The sequence below is a fragment of the Desulfoluna sp. HI9BLuna genome, from assembly GCF_056829775.1.
On record NZ_CP186555.1, the window covers coordinates 5,465,791 to 5,482,935 of the forward strand.

14 protein-coding genes are annotated in these 17,145 nt (G+C 61.2%); all 14 read left to right on the forward strand.

Annotation, left to right across the window (positions count from 1 at the left end; genetic code table 11):
- Position 1: 1 nt before the first annotated feature.
- The 14 genes from vgrG (at position 2) to ACOYW0_RS22360 (ending at position 17,133) form a co-directional block, all read left to right on the forward strand.
- Entirely contained in the window at positions 2-1,792 is a 1,791-nt protein-coding gene (gene vgrG / locus ACOYW0_RS22295) for a type VI secretion system tip protein VgrG (protein ID WP_482415950.1), read from the forward strand.
- Positions 1,792-2,094 carry a PAAR domain-containing protein gene (locus ACOYW0_RS22300; RefSeq protein ID WP_180141811.1) on the forward strand — a complete coding sequence of 101 codons (303 nt, stop codon included), beginning with the start codon at positions 1,792-1,794 and terminating at the stop codon, positions 2,092-2,094. Before vgrG ends, ACOYW0_RS22300 begins: the two co-directional genes overlap by 1 nt.
- Before the next feature lie 3 nt (positions 2,095-2,097).
- Positions 2,098-2,508: a GPW/gp25 family protein gene (locus ACOYW0_RS22305; protein ID WP_482415951.1), complete on the forward strand. Its 411-nt coding sequence runs from the start codon at positions 2,098-2,100 to the stop codon at positions 2,506-2,508.
- A complete protein-coding gene (locus tag ACOYW0_RS22310; protein ID WP_482415952.1) occupies positions 2,509-6,216 on the forward strand; it encodes a hypothetical protein in 3,708 nt (1,235 codons plus the stop codon).
- Between the two features lie 18 nt (positions 6,217-6,234).
- Positions 6,235-6,984, forward strand: a complete 750-nt coding sequence (locus ACOYW0_RS22315; protein ID WP_482415953.1) for a hypothetical protein — start codon at positions 6,235-6,237, stop codon at positions 6,982-6,984.
- 1 nt (position 6,985) lies between these two features.
- On the forward strand, positions 6,986-9,379 hold the full coding sequence (locus ACOYW0_RS22320) for a hypothetical protein (protein ID WP_482415954.1): 2,394 nt from the start codon (positions 6,986-6,988) through the stop codon (positions 9,377-9,379).
- A gap of 39 nt (positions 9,380-9,418) precedes the next feature.
- Positions 9,419-9,817 (forward strand): hypothetical protein, encoded by a 399-nt coding sequence (locus ACOYW0_RS22325; protein ID WP_482415955.1) that lies wholly within the window; start codon positions 9,419-9,421, stop codon positions 9,815-9,817.
- A 15-nt stretch (positions 9,818-9,832) separates the two neighbouring features.
- The gene (locus ACOYW0_RS22330; RefSeq protein WP_482415956.1) at positions 9,833-10,318 is read left to right on the forward strand and encodes a hypothetical protein; all 486 of its coding nucleotides are present in this window, start codon (positions 9,833-9,835) and stop codon (positions 10,316-10,318) included.
- A 129-nt stretch (positions 10,319-10,447) separates the two neighbouring features.
- Positions 10,448-12,568, forward strand: a complete 2,121-nt coding sequence (locus tag ACOYW0_RS22335; protein ID WP_482415957.1) for a hypothetical protein — start codon at positions 10,448-10,450, stop codon at positions 12,566-12,568.
- Between the two features lie 44 nt (positions 12,569-12,612).
- Positions 12,613-13,662: a hypothetical protein gene (locus ACOYW0_RS22340; RefSeq protein ID WP_482415958.1), complete on the forward strand. Its 1,050-nt coding sequence runs from the start codon at positions 12,613-12,615 to the stop codon at positions 13,660-13,662.
- A gap of 41 nt (positions 13,663-13,703) precedes the next feature.
- Positions 13,704-15,179 carry a hypothetical protein gene (locus ACOYW0_RS22345; RefSeq protein ID WP_482415959.1) on the forward strand — a complete coding sequence of 492 codons (1,476 nt, stop codon included), beginning with the start codon at positions 13,704-13,706 and terminating at the stop codon, positions 15,177-15,179.
- A gap of 24 nt (positions 15,180-15,203) precedes the next feature.
- Entirely contained in the window at positions 15,204-15,446 is a 243-nt protein-coding gene (locus ACOYW0_RS22350; RefSeq protein WP_482415960.1) for a hypothetical protein, read from the forward strand.
- Between the two features lie 70 nt (positions 15,447-15,516).
- Positions 15,517-15,849 (forward strand): hypothetical protein, encoded by a 333-nt coding sequence (locus ACOYW0_RS22355; protein ID WP_482415961.1) that lies wholly within the window; start codon positions 15,517-15,519, stop codon positions 15,847-15,849.
- A gap of 60 nt (positions 15,850-15,909) precedes the next feature.
- A complete protein-coding gene (locus tag ACOYW0_RS22360) occupies positions 15,910-17,133 on the forward strand; it encodes a chitinase (RefSeq protein ID WP_482415962.1) in 1,224 nt (407 codons plus the stop codon).
- Positions 17,134-17,145 lie beyond the last annotated feature (12 nt).

Here is a 17,145-nt window from a genome sequence, read left to right on the forward strand (position 1 = left end):
TGTGCCCGACTCCCCGAAAAAAGAGGCCGACGGTGTCTTAAAGCTGGTGGTGAAGAGCGGCGGCAACGAGGTGGATGAAAAGAAGTGCCGGGTGATCTCAGCCATCGTGGACAAGAAGATCAACCGCATCCCCTGGGCCCAGCTGGTGCTCATCGACGGCGACATGAGCGACAAGACCTTTGAGGTGAGCAGCGATGCCGCCTTTAAGCCCGGCGCCGAGATCACCCTGGAGGTGGGCTACGGCAAGACGGCGGTGCCGGTGTTCAAGGGCGTGGTGATCACCCACGGCATCAACATCCACGAGGGGGGCTCCCACCTGGTGGTGGAGTGCCGGGACAAGGCCGTGGCCCTGTGCACCCTGAGGAAGAACACCAACCACACGGACAGCTCGGACAGCGATATCCTTTCTAAAATGATCAAGGCCTGCTCGGGCCTTTCCGCGGACGTGGCATCCACCCGCCCCGTGCATCCCCGCATGGTTCAGTACCAGGCCACGGACTGGGATTTCATGCTCACCCGTGCAGACGCCAACGGGCTTCTGGTGACGGTGGAGGACGCAAAGGTCTCGGTGAAGCCTCCCAAGACCGACGGGGAGGCGGTGCTCAAGGTCACCTGGGGGGACGATCTGGTCCGGTTCCGTGCGGAGATGGACGCCCGCCAGCAGGTGGCGGCATCCCGGGGCGTCTCCTGGGACCCCAAGACCCTTGCCATTGCGGAAAAGACCGGCTCCAAACCCTCGCTTCAGGCCCAGGGGAACGTCACCACGGACCAGCTCGCCAAGGTGGTGAAGGCCGACAAGGCGGTGCTGCGAAGCGCCGTGCCCATGGAGGGGGATTCCCTCAAGGCCTGGGCCGACGCCAGGATGCTGAAGGCGGGCATGGCACGCATCCGGGGGACCATGCGGTTCCAGGGCAGCGCCAAGGTCTCTCCCGGGGACCTGGTGGAGGTGGAAGGGGTGGGGGACCGGTTCAACGGCAAGGTCTTCGTGGCCACGGTCCATCACGACATCTCCCTGGGGGACTGGTATACCGACGTGGAGTTCGGCCTGTCCCCGGAGTGGTTTTCAGAACGGGAGGACATCTCCCCGCCCAAGGCGTCGGGGCAACTCCCCGGGGTGGACGGGATCCAGGTGGGGCTGGTGACCAAGCTCGACGCGGACCCGGCCAAAGAGACCCGCATCCAGGTCTCCCTGCCCGTCATGGAGAACAGCACCCAGGGGATCTGGGCCCGGCTGTCCACCCTGTACGGCACCAACGGCGCCGGCACCTTTTTTATCCCGGAGGTGGGGGACGAGGTGGTGCTGGGCTTTTTCAACTCAGATCCCCGCCACCCTGTGATCCTCGGGTCCCTTCAGGGCAGCCGCCACAAGATGCCGAACCAGCCCGAAGCCAAGAACAACACCAAGGCCATCGTCACCCGGGAGAAGATGAAGATCACCTTTGACGAGGAGAAGAAGGTGATCACCGTGGAGACCCCGGGGGGCAACAAGATGACCATCAGCGACGACGCCAAGGGCATCACCCTGGAAGACCAGAACAAAAACACCCTGACCTTGAACGACAAGGGCATCACCCTGGACAGCCCCAAGGACATCAAGGTCACGGCCAAAGGCAAGATCACCCTGGATGCCATGGGCGCGGCAAGTGTTACCTCCAAATCGGACGTCAAGCTCAAAGGGATGAACGTCAACGCCGCCGCCGACGTTGGGCTGGTGGCCAAAGGAAACGCCAGCGCCGAGCTCTCGGCCTCGGGCCAGACCACGGTGAAGGGCGCCATGGTGATGATCAACTGATGCCTCCTGCAGCCCGCCTCACAGACATGCACACCTGTCCCATGCAGACCCCTGCCTTCCCCTCGCCCATCCCCCACGTGGGCGGTCCCGTGACAGGACCCGGAGTTCCCACCGTCCTCATCGGCAAGATGCCCGCCTCGGTGCTGGGGGACACCTGCGTTTGCGTCGGCCCCCCGGACGCGGTGGCCAAAGGCTCGGCCACGGTGCTGATCGGTGGACGGCCTGCAGCCCGGGTGGGCGATACCACGGCCCACGGCGGCACCATCGCCATGGGCTGCCTGACGGTGATGATCGGAGGATAACCCATGGACGATACATCCCTGTTTCTCGGCTCGGGCTGGAGCTTTCCTCCCTCCTTTACGGGAAAAGGTCGCCAGGCCAGCATGGCCCAGGGAGAGACGGACATCAGGGAGAGCCTCCGCCTGCTTCTCTCAACGGTCCCCGGAGAGCGGGTGATGCAGCCGGAGTACGGGTGCAGCCTCTCCTCCATGGTGTTCGAGACCTTTGACCGGAGCACCCTCACCGATGTGGAGGACCGGGTGAAACGGGCGATCCTGTTCTTTGAGCCGCGCATCATCGTGGAGCGGGTGATGGTGGACCTCTCCAGGGAGCCGGAAGGCTACCTCTCCATTGTGGTCTCCTACCGCGTCCGTGCCACCAACAACCGCAGCAACATCGTCTATCCTTTCTACTTCCTCGAAGGAACCAACCTGTAGATGACCCCTGTCATTCACCGACAGTGCCACCCCCTCACCGACACCGACGGCACCGGGCGGGACGATCGCCTGAAAGGGCTGCCGGCCCCGTCGGACCTGGCCGTGGACGGCATGGACCTGACACGTCGCCTGGCCCTTGCCGCCGCCTTTTCCGGCCAGGTGGCCTTCATCGGCGACACGAACCTTCCGGCCGGAAGCTGGAAAGGGCTCTTCACCTCCGATGCCACCATGCTGTTGTCCCTCATCTCCTGCTCGCCCCTGGAAGACGCCGAAAAGAAGATGCGGCGGTACAGGGGGCGTCACCGGGGTGAGGCGGCCTGGGATATGGGACGGGTGATCTACCGTGTGGCCCGGTTGCTCAACGACTGGTACCAGGCCCTTTCCGCATGCGACGGCCGTGAACCTTCGGAGCTGGGCAGGACCCTCTCCGAGCTGATCCGAAGCAGCCTGAGGGATGCCCTGGCCGCCCTGTGCCTTGCCGGTGAAGCCCTTGAGCAGGAGCTTGCCGACAAGCGGCCCTTTGTAAGCCCTTCGACCTTTCACACCGTGTGGGCCCTTACAGAGCGCATGGCTGCCCTGGCAGCGGCTGAGGAGACCGGCAGGGGGGTGCACGCGGACCTGTTTTCGCCTTTTTACAACGCGGCCCTTCACATCCGGGAGAAGGCCCGGCAGCTGGTACCCCGCACCCTTTCCGACGGGGACCACGATCCGTCCGCCGGGCTCTTCATCGCCTTTCTCACGCTGTACCAGAGGGCCGCGGACCGCATCAACGAGATGCCCGGACGCCACAGGGACCTCTATTACGATGGCATCCTCGGCTTTTCCAAGAAGGCGGGGCGCTCGGACAGCCTCTACCTGGCCCTGTTTCCCGACGGGTCGCGACCGGTGGTCCCCGTTCCGTCGGATACCCTGTTTTTCGGGGGAAAAGAGAGCCTGGGCCATGATGTGGGTTGTCGGACGGCCCGCCCGCTCTCCGTCCATCAGGGGAGGGTGGCCAGGGTGGAGACCCTCTTTTTTGAACGGCACCCGCTGATTACCCCGGAGTGTGACCTGGGCCTGGTGAGCTCCGTGCACCATGCCGTACGGGCGTTGGAGGATCCCGCCGAAGAGGACGCTTCCGGGGACGGCTCCGGGTGGAGCCTTTTCGGTGCCCATCACTGCGAGGGGGAGGATGGAAAGGAAGCGACCCTCGGGTTTGCCGTGGCCTCCCCGCTGCTCCTTCTTGCCGAGGGCCGTCGCCACATCGAGATGACGGTTCACACCCATGCCCTGGATGGCGAGACGTCCGACCTTTTCGAGCGAACCTTAAAGACCCTGGAGAAGAGCCGCAAAGAGGGGGTCACAGGGGCTCTGCGCCTTCTCTTCGGCAACGCTTTTCACCTCTATATCTCGGCGGAAGGGGGCTGGTTTTCGGTGTCCGACTGCACCTTGTCCGTGTCGCTGTCCGGGCCGGGGCCGGTCCTCACCTTCCAGATGGAGCTGGAACCCCGGGATCCTGCCGTGGTGCCCTGCACGGCAGAACAGCACGGAGACATGAGTCTGGGCGAACCCGGGGTTCCCGTGCTCCGGGCCGTGCTGAACCCCAAGGCCCATGTGAATCCGTACACCCTTTTGTCCCGGCTGAAGCTGACGCGCATCGGCCTCGGGGTGAGGGTGACCGGGGCCCGGAACCTGAGTCTGGCCAACAACCTGGGGATGCTGGACGTCAACACCCCCTTTGCCCCCTTCGGGCCCTTGCCCAGGTGCGGATCGTTTCTGGTCCTCGGTCACCGGGAGTCTGCGGGAAAAGAGATGACAAAGCTGGCCGTGGAGTTCGCCTGGTCGGACCTTCCCACCCTGTCCGGTGGGTTTGCCGAATACTACCGGACCTACGGGCGGCCCGTGGACAACGGCTCCTTCAAGGTGACCCTGGCGGTCCTCAAGCAGGGGCAATGGGTGGAAGAGAGCGGGCACCCCGGGTACCGCCTGTTTGACGAGGATCCCGGCCCCGGGGAGAAACCGGCGGCAACGGGCAGGCTGGTCTGCACCAGCGAAAAGCTCCTGGATGCCGTGCCTGATGAAGAGGGGGCCTTTGTCTTCGGGCCGGGCGTGCGCAACGGGTTTTTCAGGTTCCAGCTTTCTGCCCCGGAGATGGGCTTCGGGCACGGGATCTATCCGCAGCTTCTCACGCGTGGCCTGATGCAAGAGTCCAGGACCAAGGGAAAGCTGGCCGTGGACCTGCCCAACGCCCCTTACACGCCCATGGTCTCGGGGGTGAGTCTCTCCTACGACGCCGTGGAGACCCTGGATCTCTCCTGCGGTCAGGGTTCCGGACGCTTCTATCACCTCTACCCTTCGGGCTATGACCGGCTGGACGACCGTGAAGAGGGGGAGGAGATTCCCCTGATTCCCCATGCCGACGGGGACGGCCAGCTTTTTATCGGGATCAGCGGGCAACGCCTTTGCGGCATGGTGAACCTTCTCTTCTGTCTGGAGGGAGACGGCCTTCACTCTTTTCACCTCCCCCTGCCCGAGACCCGGTGGGCTTACCTTGAGGCGGACCGCTGGCAGGCACTCCCCGAACGCTCCGTGCTCTTGGACAGCACCCGGGGCTTCCTCACCTCGGGCCTGGTGGTCCTGGATCTGCCGCCCGAAGGGATCCCCAAAGAACACACAGTGATGCCCACCGGTCTCTTCTGGCTGAGGGCCGTGCCCACGGTGCCGTCCGGGGACCCGGCCACCCTCCAGCGGGTCATGGGTTCCCTTAGCCGCTGCCGGACCGTGGTGCTCAACGGTGTCCCGGCCCGCCTGGAACATGACACCGCAGCTGATGCCACCGTGCCCTGCGGAAGCCCTTTTCGGCCTGCCGCGCCCCTGGCCGGGGTGGGGACGGTGCGTCAGTTCATGGACTCCTTCGGGGGGAAGGGAGAAGAGACCGCCGAAGAGCGCATGGCCCGCATCGGTGAGCGGTTGCGCCACAAAGGGCGGGCCGTGACGCCCTGGGACGTGGAGCGGATTCTTCTGGAGCGGGAACCCGGCATCCGAAAGATCAAGTGCTTCCCCGGCATGAGCCTTGAGCGCAGGCACCATCCGGGCCGGGTGCTGGTGGCGGTGCTGCCCGACCGGCAGGGAAGGGACAGCGGCCCCCCGCTCTTCACCATCCTGGAGTTGGGGCGCATGGCCGCAAGTCTCCGGGGCCTGCTTCCGGCCCATGCCGAGGTGGATGTGATCAACCCCGTCTATGAGAGGATCCAGGTGCGGTGCACCCTTGTCCTGAAAGAGGGGCAAGGAGACGCCCTGAAACGGGTCCATCGGTCCGTCAGCGATTTTCTTTCGCCCTGGGTGCCGGAGGTGGGGTATCCGGCCCGTTTCGGCTGGTGCGTCCGCGAGGTGGAGGTGGAAGCCCACATCGCCGCCCACCCGGACGTGGTGTCCGTCACCGATTTTTCCATGCTGCACCTGACCCGGTCCCCGGAAGAGGGCCACGCCATGATCGATACGGTGATCATGGAAGACAAGCGGGCCGATGAGGTGGCCCAGCGCCCCTGTGAGGGCATCGCCGATGAGGAGGTCTCCATCACCCGAAAGGAGATCGGCCCCAAGAACCCCTGGAGCATCGCGGTCCCGGCGGACGCACACTATTTTCAGACCATTCCCGAGCCCCGCCCCATTGCCCCCCAGCGCACAGGCATCGGGGAACTCGAAGTGGGGCGGACATTCATTGTTTGACAAAGGGAGCGAACCTTAATGGCCCAGCAGAACCGCAACACCCTGAAAAAGTATTTTAAGAAGGGCGCCCTGCCGACGGAGAAGCAGTTTGCGGACTTGATCGATTCGGTGATCAACATCATCGATGACGGCTTTGAGAAGTCCGCGGAGCACGGCCTGAAGATCGCCGCCATCGGGGAGCGGGAGAAGCTGATCAGCTTTTTCCGGAAGATGGAGATGGTCTGTCCGGACTGGTCCATGGGGATCCATCCGGATACGGGGCGCTTTCACCTTCGCAACGGGGAGAACAAGAGCCTTTTGACCCTGACCCCCGAGGGAAAGGTGGGCCTCGGGTGCGACGACCCCCGGTCCGACCTCGACCTCCACGGCACCTTTGCCCTGGAAGGGTGCACAGGCCGCTTTCGCAACGGGGTGATCCCGGCGGATGGTCGCTGGCACACCCTGGTGAGCGGGCTTGACGGGTGCCAGGCCTTTGAGGTCATGGCCGGGGCCGGGAAAAAGAGGGAAGGGCGGTATGCCCTGGTGCACGCCGTGGCCCTGAACACCTTCAGGGGACGGGGAAAGGTCGTTATGCACCAGGCTTACTTCGATGCCCGGCGCAACCGCATCCTGATTCGCTGGCGCGGGAAACGCCACGACTATCGCCTTGAGATGCGCACGTGCCGGGCCTATGGGGGCGATGCCGCCGTTCGGTACGGCCTCACGCGCCTCTGGGACGATCCGTTTATGGACACCTGCGTGCTGCCGTCCGATGAAGGGCAGGTGTGACATGGGCACCCTGGTCCTTAAAAAACGGGACTTCAGCCGGGACGACACCAGCTTTGAACGCCTTCGGGCAGAAGGACTCCGTCTGGTTCAGGAGCTCTGCAGCGAGGTGTGGACGGATTACAACCTCCACGATCCCGGGGTCACCATGCTGGAGCACCTCTGCTACGGCATCACCGACCTGGTCCATCGCACGGGGTTTCCCGCCGCAGACTATTTTACCGGAGAAGAGGGATTTGTTCCCGAGGCCGTGGGCATGTTCCGGCCCGAGGCGATCCTGCCCTGCGGGCCGGTTACGGGCGAGGATGTGGAAAAGCATCTTTTCGACCGGTTGGACGGGGTGGAGAATGTCTGGGCCGAAGCCCTGCCCGCCGGGCTGTGGCGGCTCCTTTTGCGGGCGGCCCCCGGGGTGGACGCCTCTGCCCTGGCCGCAGAAGCTCGGGAAGCCTACCATGAGGTTCGCAACCTGGGGGAGGATCTTCAGGAAGTGGTGGTTCTCACCGAAGACCCCTACGCCCTGGAGGCGGAGATGGAGCTGGACGGCTCCCGGCCTCCCTCCACGGTCATGGCCGAGGTCTACCACGTCTGCAACGGGCTCCTGGCCCCGGGGTTGCGGCCGGAGTCTCACCTGGCGGTGCTGGAGGATGGGATGGAGCCCGCCGACATATTCCATGGCCCCCTGACCCGTCACGGGATCCTGTCGCGGCGCGGGCGCTCCCAGGTGGCGGAGAGAGTGGCCGTCACCGAGGTGATCGGCGCGGTCCGCAAGGTCAAAGGGGTGGTGTCGGTGAAAAAACTCTGTTTCTTCAAAGGGGGGCTTCGTCACTTTGTCTGCATCCAGCGCGCGAGCCAGGGGTGCGTGCTCTCCCTTGACATTCCCGAGCGGGCCTCTGAAAACCGGGTGACGTTTTACCTCGACGGAAAGGGCCTTGCCGTGGACATCGATCAATTCAAGGGGCTCTATTCTGCCCTGGAGTACGGGGGGCGACGGCCCGCACCCCATGATCCTGCTTCCCTGTACACCCTGCCTGCGGCCACGTTTCGGAATTTCGGCGACTACACCTCCATCCAGGACCATTTCCCCAATGTCTACGGAATCAACGCCTTTGGCGTGCCCCCCACCTATTCTGCAGAGAGGAAGGCCGCCGCCCGGCAGCTTAAAGGGTACCTGGCCCTGATGGAGCAGTTCCTGGCCGACGGCATGGCCACCCTGGACGCCATGCCGGATCTTTTTTCCCCGGAGCCCCGGGTGAGGCAGACCCGGTTCGGGGCGTTTTTGGGCCCCGACCACATCAGCGGCATGGATGAGCTCCGTACCAAAAAGGACCCGGAGGCTTCCCATACAGCCCTTTTGAGAAAACACGACGATTTTCACCGGCGCCGCAACGGGTTCCTCTCCCATCTCCTGGCCCTGTACGGGGAGACCGTGGATGCTGAGCCCCTTCGTCGGGACGGCAGTTACTTCAGCGACACCGCCCTTGAGGAGTCCCTGATACAGGTGCGCATCGCCCTGTTGAAGCGGCTCCCCGAGATCTCTGCCCACAGGTTCCGGGGGGCGTGCCTGACCACCCCTCCGGAAGGGCATCGGAACATCCCTCCGTTTCAAATGAAATGCGAGATCCTGCTGGGGTTTTACCACCACAAAAGCGATTCGCTCACCCGGGCCGTCACCCGGGACAGCCTCCAACTTGTGTCCGATGACGACTACCTGAGTCGGTATGGCGGGGCCCTTGCCACGGATCCGGAGGCCGAAGATCCCGGGCAGATGGTGCCGGTCTCCCCCACACCCAGGGATCCCCGGCTCACCTGCGGGGCCGTGCGCGAACTCCTGGCGTCCGTGGAGCCCTTTCGTCACCACCTGATTTTCGATTCCCTGCTTCGGGGCGGGGGGCGCCTGGAGAGTTACCGTTTGATTCACCTCTCCGAGTGCGACGATGTGCAGATCGCCTTTAACGCGGGGGGCTCCTGGGTATACCTGGGCAGCACCCGGACCATCTGGCGGGCCACCCACCTGGTGCACCTGCTGCGCCGTTACCTCATGTACCTCAACATGGCCACCGAAGGGATGCATGTGGTGGAGCATATCCTCCTCAGGCCCCGGCCACCGGACACGGCCCCGGATATCCCCGCAGACGAGTTTTACCCCCACCGTATCAGCATCCTGTTTCCGGACTGGAGCGACCGGTTTGCAAACCCGGTCTTCCGCGAAACCGCCATGGAAATGGTGGCCGGTCAGCTTCCGGCCCACCTGCTTCCCTCTTTTCTCTTTCTCTCCTTTGACGAGATGCTCCACTTCGAAACCCTTCGGACCCGCTGGCAGGAAGCCCTGGCACGAGGGGACGAGAGTCTTCAGGACGAGTTGGCCGAGGCCCTGAGGACGTTTCTGGAACGAGCCTGATACCCTGCCGCCTGCAAAAAAGAAACCAAAGGAAGACACATGGAAATCATTGTGCTGCTGGCCCATGGCGAGGCCTCGGACGGTTGTTTTTCGCATCCGAAGATACGGGTCATTGCCAGGGCGGGAGGTCCGCTGTGCGGAAGCGAAGTCCGGGACTACCTCCGCGGGGCCTCCGCCCCGGAGTGCGCCACGTGTTCTTCGGGTGCTTTTTCCGGGATCAGCGACGCAGAGTGCAGCCGGGATCTCGGGGTGATCCCCGGGGCCGGACCCGGGTTCGTGGACAGCGGCAGGCGAAGCGGCGGCGCCCTGTCGGGAAACCGGGTGTTTGTGCTGCGGGGGACAACGGTGTCGTTCCATGAGATCGCAGAGTTTGCCCAACCCTATCGGAAGGTGATCCTGCTGCCCTGCAGCCGGGAACCGAGTCACATGACTTCATGACAACGGAGGAGAATCATGCCTGCAAACTGTTTGGCCTACGCCTGCGGCAGGGAAGAGATCCCCATGGCCGTCGAGCATTGCCCGGGATGGGAAGTGTGGTGCAAAAACAACGAGAAAAAAAAGGCCCTGACCTGGGGCTACCTGGCCTGTGCCGTTGTGTACCTGGCCACGGTGACCGGGGGGCGGCCCGATAAAAAGAATGTGTTCCGAAGCAAAGAGACCATCAACGGCTACGGTCTGGACCTTCTCAGGATCCTTACGGGAAAGAACGACGGGCAATACCTCAGCGCCCGGGGTCGGATTCCGGAGGAAGGGGACCTGCTCATCTGCGGAACCCCGGCGGATCCTCACTACGTGCGGTACGCCGACGGGACCTTCACCGGGCAACCGGCGGCTGCGGATATCCAGTTCGAGGCCGTGGTCACCGGGGAGACCCTGATGCAGTATACGGACATCGCCGGGGGACGCCGGAACTACGGGATACGGGGGACCTTTCGATGAACGGCTGATGTTTGGGACAGGTAACAGCGGCGGTTTTGCCCCGGCCGTGTGCCGGGCGGCACCCGCCTCGTATACATTCGGTGCCGCAACGGCACACAAACAGAGCCCACCTGGGGAGGACAACAACGCATGAAACGGATGAAGGTTGCAACCAAACGTGAAATCGACAGTGAAATCACCGGTCAGCTCCTGAAAATCGATGCCATCCGAGGGGAGCTGATGGCCTATGCCAACCGGTTCATGGAAAAGTACCACACCGACAACCGCCCGCTGCTCGATGCCCTTCCCCTCCATGAGCTCTGTTCCCTGAGCGTCAAGGGCGGCCTGGGCCTGAGCAACCTCAAGGCCCAGATCAGCCCCAACCCTCCGGACACCCTGGTCTGGGACGGGTACGCCGGGGATTGCGACCTGAACCTTATCGTGAAGCACGACAAGATCCCCAAGGGCAAAACCGTGGGAGAGGTGATGGCCGCCGTGGCCCAGCGCATCAAGATCCTTCTGGTGGAGAGCATCGAAGACACCCGGTACAGCACCCTCCTTGAACATCTGCCCCATGGCGCCCTGGGCGGGGACAAGCTCTATCGGTGCTCCCAGCTGGAAGCCCTGGCAAAGCTCATCGATTTTGCTTCAAAGAAACTGGACATGCCCCTTCAGGTCCCTGTGGAGATGGCAGGGGCCAAGACCATCGTCAACGTGTTCAAGGACCTTATCCCTGTTCTCACCGCCGTGGGCGGTGCCAACCTGAAAAGGGTCTTTGACCTGATCACCACGGCGGATTCCAAGGACTGGCTGGTGTACTGCACCGATACGGTGTTTTTCGTCTCTGACCTCAACCGGGTAAACTCTGCCTGGAACGATGTGGACCACAGCTTTTTTCCCTACGCCCCGGGTCGCATAGATGCCCTGGGCCATGAGGTCTCGGAGCTGGCCATCGAGCAGCAGAAGGCGCGCCAGAAAGAGGCGGAGGGCCATCAGCCCTACGGCGTGTTCAAGGTCATCACCTCGGATTTCAGGTACAGCCGCAGGGACATCTCCGAAGAGCCTGTCTCCGATGACGAGGACACCCTCTTTGAACCTGAGGAGAGCTACAACCTCTCCATGTACGCCAACAACCTCATTGATGACTTTACCCTGATCCGGACGGCCTTGAAATTTCTCGGATACTCCGTGGAATACCGTGACGTGCCGGAAAACTCTCCCGAGGCGGAAAAGCTCGATGTGCGGAACGGCGCGGCCAAGTGCGAGTTCGTGGATGTGGCCGTGCCCCACATCACCTCCCCGGAATGGTATTTCTGCCAGGACCGTACCTACTACCACCAGATCCCCGATCCCGTCCCCGACGGCCAGTGGGGCTTCAAGGTCTGTGATTTTGACTACCAGCTGGAGGAGAACGTCAACCTCATCATCGAGAACTCCTGCGGTCTCAGCCACAGCGCCCACAAGCTGGGCAAGCGCATCGCCCGCATGAAAGAGACCTGGGTGCATTGCGACCATGTGCAGGTGTTTCCCAGGAAGCACGGCGGGCCCAGCCCTGCCAGCATCAAGGAGCCCTTTGACGCCCCCAAGGCCCTTGTGGACTCTTTTTGCCGGGATTATGAGTTGCTCTACTCCATCCATACGCTTCCGGACTGGCTCTACGACGGGATGTTCCTTTCCCTCAAAGAGTTAAAGGACAAGGCGGATGACGGGTCGGCGGAGGATGTGGTGGGGGCTGCGAAAAAACTCGGTGAAACCGGCATCTTTGAAATGATGTGCATGGCCGATGTGGTGGACGGCCCGGCCATCGCAGAACTCAGGGCCTTGCTGGAAGACGGGCATATCAAGGTCAACTGGGTGGTGGCCGCCTACCTCCTTCTCAAGGCGAGCCGGGTGTCCGACGTGATCTGGTTTCCCACCTTCGGGATTATCCAGGTGGAAAATCCTGAACAGGTCCAGAAGGCCCTTGCCGTAACGAACAACAGCAATGTTCCAATGGCTGCGGGGGATTTGATCAAGGTGGACTGGGATGCCAGGCCCGGGGTGCCGCCCCTGACCTACTTTACCCTTCTGGCCCAGGACATCATGGGGCCTTCCCCCGATCACCCCACGCCCTTTTTCGGCCCCGGTCTGGATGCCTCCCGCCGTGCGATTTATCGCGAAATCCGGTTCCGGCTTCGACGCGCCAACAACCAGATGCTGCGCATTGCCTACGGACGCATGCTCAACGCCTTGATGCGGGGTGCCGCAGAGAGCTTCTCCCTGGAAAAATAGTCGATTTCTCATATACCAACTCGAACAGGTGAAAGGATGGACCCATGGATACCTTGCACATGGTGTGGATCGGAGACCCGGTTCAACATGAAAAAAATGCCCTGATGTTGCTGACCTCCATCGTCAACGACCCCGGCCTCGCCGCGGACAAGTCGCTGAAGATCAAATTCTGGTGCAACGGGGACAAGGTCGAGGACTTGACCCAGATGGTCAGGAAACTGGAGGCCGCCGGTGAAGACAAGAAGGCCCTTCAACCGACCGAGGTGGTGAATGTCGATACCATCCTGGAAGGCGATATGAAAAACGGATTCCGTTTGACCTATGAGAATTTCGACGGCCAGGTCTTTGTGGAAAAAGAGGGGGCCGTCAAGGAGGCGGCGATGGGCGTCAAGCGGGTGTACGACAAGCTTAAAACCGTGGCACCGGTGTCGGCGAAGGACCTCATCGCCCAGTACATCATGTGGAGGGAAGGTGGGCTTTTTCTGGACACGACCATGGAACTGGCCGACGGAAAGGCACTGCTTGCAACCCTGAGCCATGGGGAGAGCTTGAGCACCGTGCCTGTTTTACTCGATGTTTCCCAGAATTATCCTGATTTTCTTCAGACCAAGATGGATACCGAAGAGGAAGACCAGGGGATCGCCTATGAATGGAGCTGGATGAATATTGGCCTCTACAGCTCTGACTTTGGGCGTTACGTTCATGAGTACAAAAATAATCTCGAGTGCTGGGCGTTGCGCGCCACCGTTTCAAACCGTCGGATTTTTTCCGTGACGCTGGGGCGTCTTCTCAGGTTTTGGGAGACCGTCTATTTTCTTGATCCTCCGGTGAAAGGGACGGAAGAGGAGGTGGAGGACTTAAAAAAGGCCATGGAGGCCGGAAAGGGCAATGAAACCCGTGCCACGATGATCGGGGGCTCTATTACCTACAGCCTGTACGAGGGCATGAAAAATGCCACAAAAAAGGGATTTGATATTGAGCGCGGGCTCCCTAACTGGGTGGAGGACTACTGCTGGACCGGGAAAAAGGAGTCGGGAAAGGTGACCATCGATGCTTTGGGCGTCACCAAATGCTACCAGGGAAGCTGGCGGTAGTGAACGTGAAATGAAACGTTTCATAACATGGAGGAAATATCATGCCTACGAGCATTCCCTATGATCCGTCCCTTGTGTTGGGCAACATCGTCAAACCCGAAAAAATAAAGGCCCTTGAGCACATCGCCACCCTGCAGAAACCCGTGGACGATGCCCAGCGGGAGCTCAATGCCCTCATCCTTGCAAAGCGAAGCATGGACATGACGATCCAGGAAATGATGAACATGAACGTGGATGCCAAGGACCTGGATAAAGTGGCCAAGGAGGTCGAATCCCTGAAAACCTCCATGGCCAATGCGGCCGTGGACCTGGCCAAAAAGACCATCGACGCCCAGAACAACATCAAATCTGCACGGGACAGCCAGAAGGAAGACAAGATAAGCGCCAGCGTTGAAAGTCCCATTGATTACAACAAGTCCGCCATCAAGCAGATGCCCCTGTCGTCGGACTCCATGATCATGGATGCCCAGTACTTTCGATTTGAGTCCAACAAGCAGAGCTCGGACGCCCATTCGAGTTCCATCGCCACCTACGTTTCGGCCCAGACGTCAGGTTTTCTCGAGCCCTCCTACGGAGCCTCCGTGGGGTCGTCGGCCAAGAGCGCCATGGAGAGCCAGCATGCCAACCACAAGCTCGAAGGCACCCTGGTGATTACCGCCAACTGCACCCACAAGATCTGCGATATCTTCGCCCCCTTTGTCCTGGACCCGGAAAAGGGGATCCGAGCATGGAATGTCTACTGCCCGGACCGGAAAATCAATACCGACGACAACACCTCCATGGACCAGGCCATCGAGGGCAAAGACGCCGACACCCCGGGCATGCAGCTTCTCTCCGGTGCCTCCTACGGGTCGAGTTTTGTGGGCCTGGTTCATCTGCTCAAGGACGAGAAGAGCGACTCCTCCCAGTCGGCAAGTTCCCTGGCCGAGTCCCTCAGCACCTCCATCAGCGAAAACCTGTGTCTCTCCAACTACAGCGGGAAGTTCGGCCTGGATTCCTCCTTTGCCGACAGCGTCAAGAGCCTTTTGAGCACCTCCAACCTCCAGACCCATGCCAGCGTCATCACCATGGGTCTGATTCCCTCCATTGTCTCCAACAAGATCGAGACTTCGGTGCAGAACCTGAAGCCGGATCCCAAGGAGGTGATGTCCCAGCTCGCCGCCATCCAGGGCTCCAGCGATTCGGAGGTGAACACCATGGGCTCTGCCGCAGACAAGGCCAAGGCCGGTGAGAGCTTTATGCAGTTGAACAATTCCTATGTCAAAAACGTGGTCTCCAGCCTCGGGGCTTACGACGACAAGAACAACAAGGTCATCGACACCAACTCCCTCATGACAGCCTTTGAGGACTACGTGAAAAAAGCCATCGCGGGCAAATGCGGCGTTCCCATCAACTTTTTCCTGAAGCCCATCACCTCCCGGCAGCTGGCCGAGGCCTGGCTCAACAAGTTCTACCCGGGACAGTTCATCGGGGAGAGCTCCGGTGACGACCAGTCCAAAGGCCCGGCCAAGAAGTAACAGATCCGTCAAGGAGTACATCATATGTTTGTTTTGAAAAGCAGCGATGGGCAGCACACCCGGCTTGGGACGTCCACAGGCAACCGGCGGGATAACCCGGACGGAAGCTTTTGGGTCTCCGGCTGGGGCCCGATGACCCAGGGCCGTGTCGGTGTGGGCGGTTTCTATTTTTTGAGCGAGTCAGACGCCGCGAAGTTCATGTCCGTGAAGGTGACACAGATCGGCGGACGGGGCATTGGCGGTATCTGCTTTGAACACACCGGGTAAGGGCAGAACGAGGCGCTGATCGAAGACACCTGGTCAGCCATGAGATGAAAAGACCTTGGAGGGCAATGCAATGAAAACATGGATTGTGTTTCTGGTGTGTCTCTGGTTGCCCCTGGGGGCATCGGCTCGGATGATCTCCTTTGACCAGCATGTCTGCGACACCTCCACGGTGTCCTGCTCCTTTATCATCGAAGATGCCGAACATGTCAGGCTGACCATATGGTGGGGCACCGGAAAAGGCCAGTATACCACTTCGTATCTCTGCAAGAAAAAGGTCGGTTCATGGAAGGAGCTGGTTGCCTACGCCAAAGGATTCGCCCTTTACGTGGGCACCACGGATCACATCAACATGAACGAGATCCTACCGAAACTGGGCCTGCCCGTTTACACGGAAGACAATTGAGCGCTCAGCCCGGTTTTTTCATGAAAGGTGGTTTATCTTTATTTAACCCAAGGAGCCATTATGGTGACATTTATTTCATCGGAAGGCACGCAATGGTACGTCAAGATGACGCTGGTCTCGGAGGAGAAAACAAGGACCCTTAACCTTGACTGCTCGGACAATGTCGCCTTTGACACCCGGTCCGGCGGATCCGTGGACGGGGCGTGGAGCGAGGTGGCGGTCTTCGGGCACAGCCTGCGGTTTGCAAAGGAGGGAAAAACCTTCACCATCTCGGCCAACATCACGGACGGCAAGGCCTTTACCGTGTGCGGAGAGACCGTGGGCACGCCCGAGGCATCGTCCGGGGAATCGGATCAGCCCCATGAAGGGGGCAGCGTCGAGGCGGTAGAGATTTCTGATGAGGAAAAGGGCGAGCCCCTTGCGTTTCATCCCCTCGAATCCTGGTTCACACCCAGCGTCTGGGACGAGCTCTTTCCCCATGCCAACCATCAGTGCTTTGAAGGCGTCAAACCCTACAGCTATGCGTCCTTTGTGAAAAACGTTCGCTATTTCCCTGGGTTTGCCTCCGGCGAGGAAAAAGAGCAGAAAAAAGAGCTCGCCGCCCTTTTCGGTATGGCCCTCCAGGAGGTGGGGGGCAAGTCCCTTCGTGACGGAGGCCCAATTGTCCTGAAGGGGCTGACACAGACAAAGGCCTACGGCTTTTCCGAAGCCTCCTGGACCAACGAGCCCAGCCACAAGTGGAACCTTGCCTTCTCCAGCGAGCAGGGTCACGAACGAAGCCGGGTTTACGATACCGGTTACCCCCTGAAACCCAACCAGAAGTACTTCTCCGGAGCAGGAATCCTCCAGCTCAGCTATCCCGTCAACTACGCCCGCTTCAGCCAGTTTTACTACGGAGACAAGGAGGTCCTACTTAACGATTCGGACCGGGTGAGGAAAGACCCCGACCTGGTGGTGGCCTCGGCCCTGTTCTACTGGATGGCCCAGGCCGGAACCCGCCCCTCCTGCCACTGCTGCTTTACCGGCAACCCGGTTAACGACACGGACAAAGCCTGCTACGAGCGCATCACCAACCTGGGCTATAAAAAAGGCCTGGCCATGGCCATCGCTGCGGTGAACGGCATCGAGTGTGCCATCCCCGCCGATTACCGGGTAGGCACCCGGGTGAACGGTTATTTTGAATACGGCAAAGCCTTTGGCCTTACGGAGGACGAATTGCTGGAGGATTGTTTTGTGGAGACGGCGGAGATGGCGGGGAACCTGCATACCGCCGGGATTGCCTGATGCCCTGCAATC

Bases quoted from the DNA above. Each gene is read 5' to 3' on its own strand.
- ACOYW0_RS22300 (WP_180141811.1), top strand. From the start codon at position 1,792: ATGCCTCCTGCAGCCCGCCTCACAGACATGCACACCTGTCCCATGCAG.
- ACOYW0_RS22305 (WP_482415951.1), top strand. From the start codon at position 2,098: ATGGACGATACATCCCTGTTTCTCGGCTCGGGCTGGAGCTTTCCTCCC.
- ACOYW0_RS22310 (WP_482415952.1), top strand. From the start codon at position 2,509: ATGACCCCTGTCATTCACCGACAGTGCCACCCCCTCACCGACACCGAC.
- ACOYW0_RS22315 (WP_482415953.1), top strand. From the start codon at position 6,235: ATGGCCCAGCAGAACCGCAACACCCTGAAAAAGTATTTTAAGAAGGGC.
- ACOYW0_RS22320 (WP_482415954.1), top strand. From the start codon at position 6,986: ATGGGCACCCTGGTCCTTAAAAAACGGGACTTCAGCCGGGACGACACC.
- ACOYW0_RS22325 (WP_482415955.1), top strand. From the start codon at position 9,419: ATGGAAATCATTGTGCTGCTGGCCCATGGCGAGGCCTCGGACGGTTGT.
- ACOYW0_RS22330 (WP_482415956.1), top strand. From the start codon at position 9,833: ATGCCTGCAAACTGTTTGGCCTACGCCTGCGGCAGGGAAGAGATCCCC.
- ACOYW0_RS22335 (WP_482415957.1), top strand. From the start codon at position 10,448: ATGAAACGGATGAAGGTTGCAACCAAACGTGAAATCGACAGTGAAATC.
- ACOYW0_RS22340 (WP_482415958.1), top strand. From the start codon at position 12,613: ATGGATACCTTGCACATGGTGTGGATCGGAGACCCGGTTCAACATGAA.
- ACOYW0_RS22345 (WP_482415959.1), top strand. From the start codon at position 13,704: ATGCCTACGAGCATTCCCTATGATCCGTCCCTTGTGTTGGGCAACATC.
- ACOYW0_RS22350 (WP_482415960.1), top strand. From the start codon at position 15,204: ATGTTTGTTTTGAAAAGCAGCGATGGGCAGCACACCCGGCTTGGGACG.
- ACOYW0_RS22355 (WP_482415961.1), top strand. From the start codon at position 15,517: ATGAAAACATGGATTGTGTTTCTGGTGTGTCTCTGGTTGCCCCTGGGG.
- ACOYW0_RS22360 (WP_482415962.1), top strand. From the start codon at position 15,910: ATGGTGACATTTATTTCATCGGAAGGCACGCAATGGTACGTCAAGATG.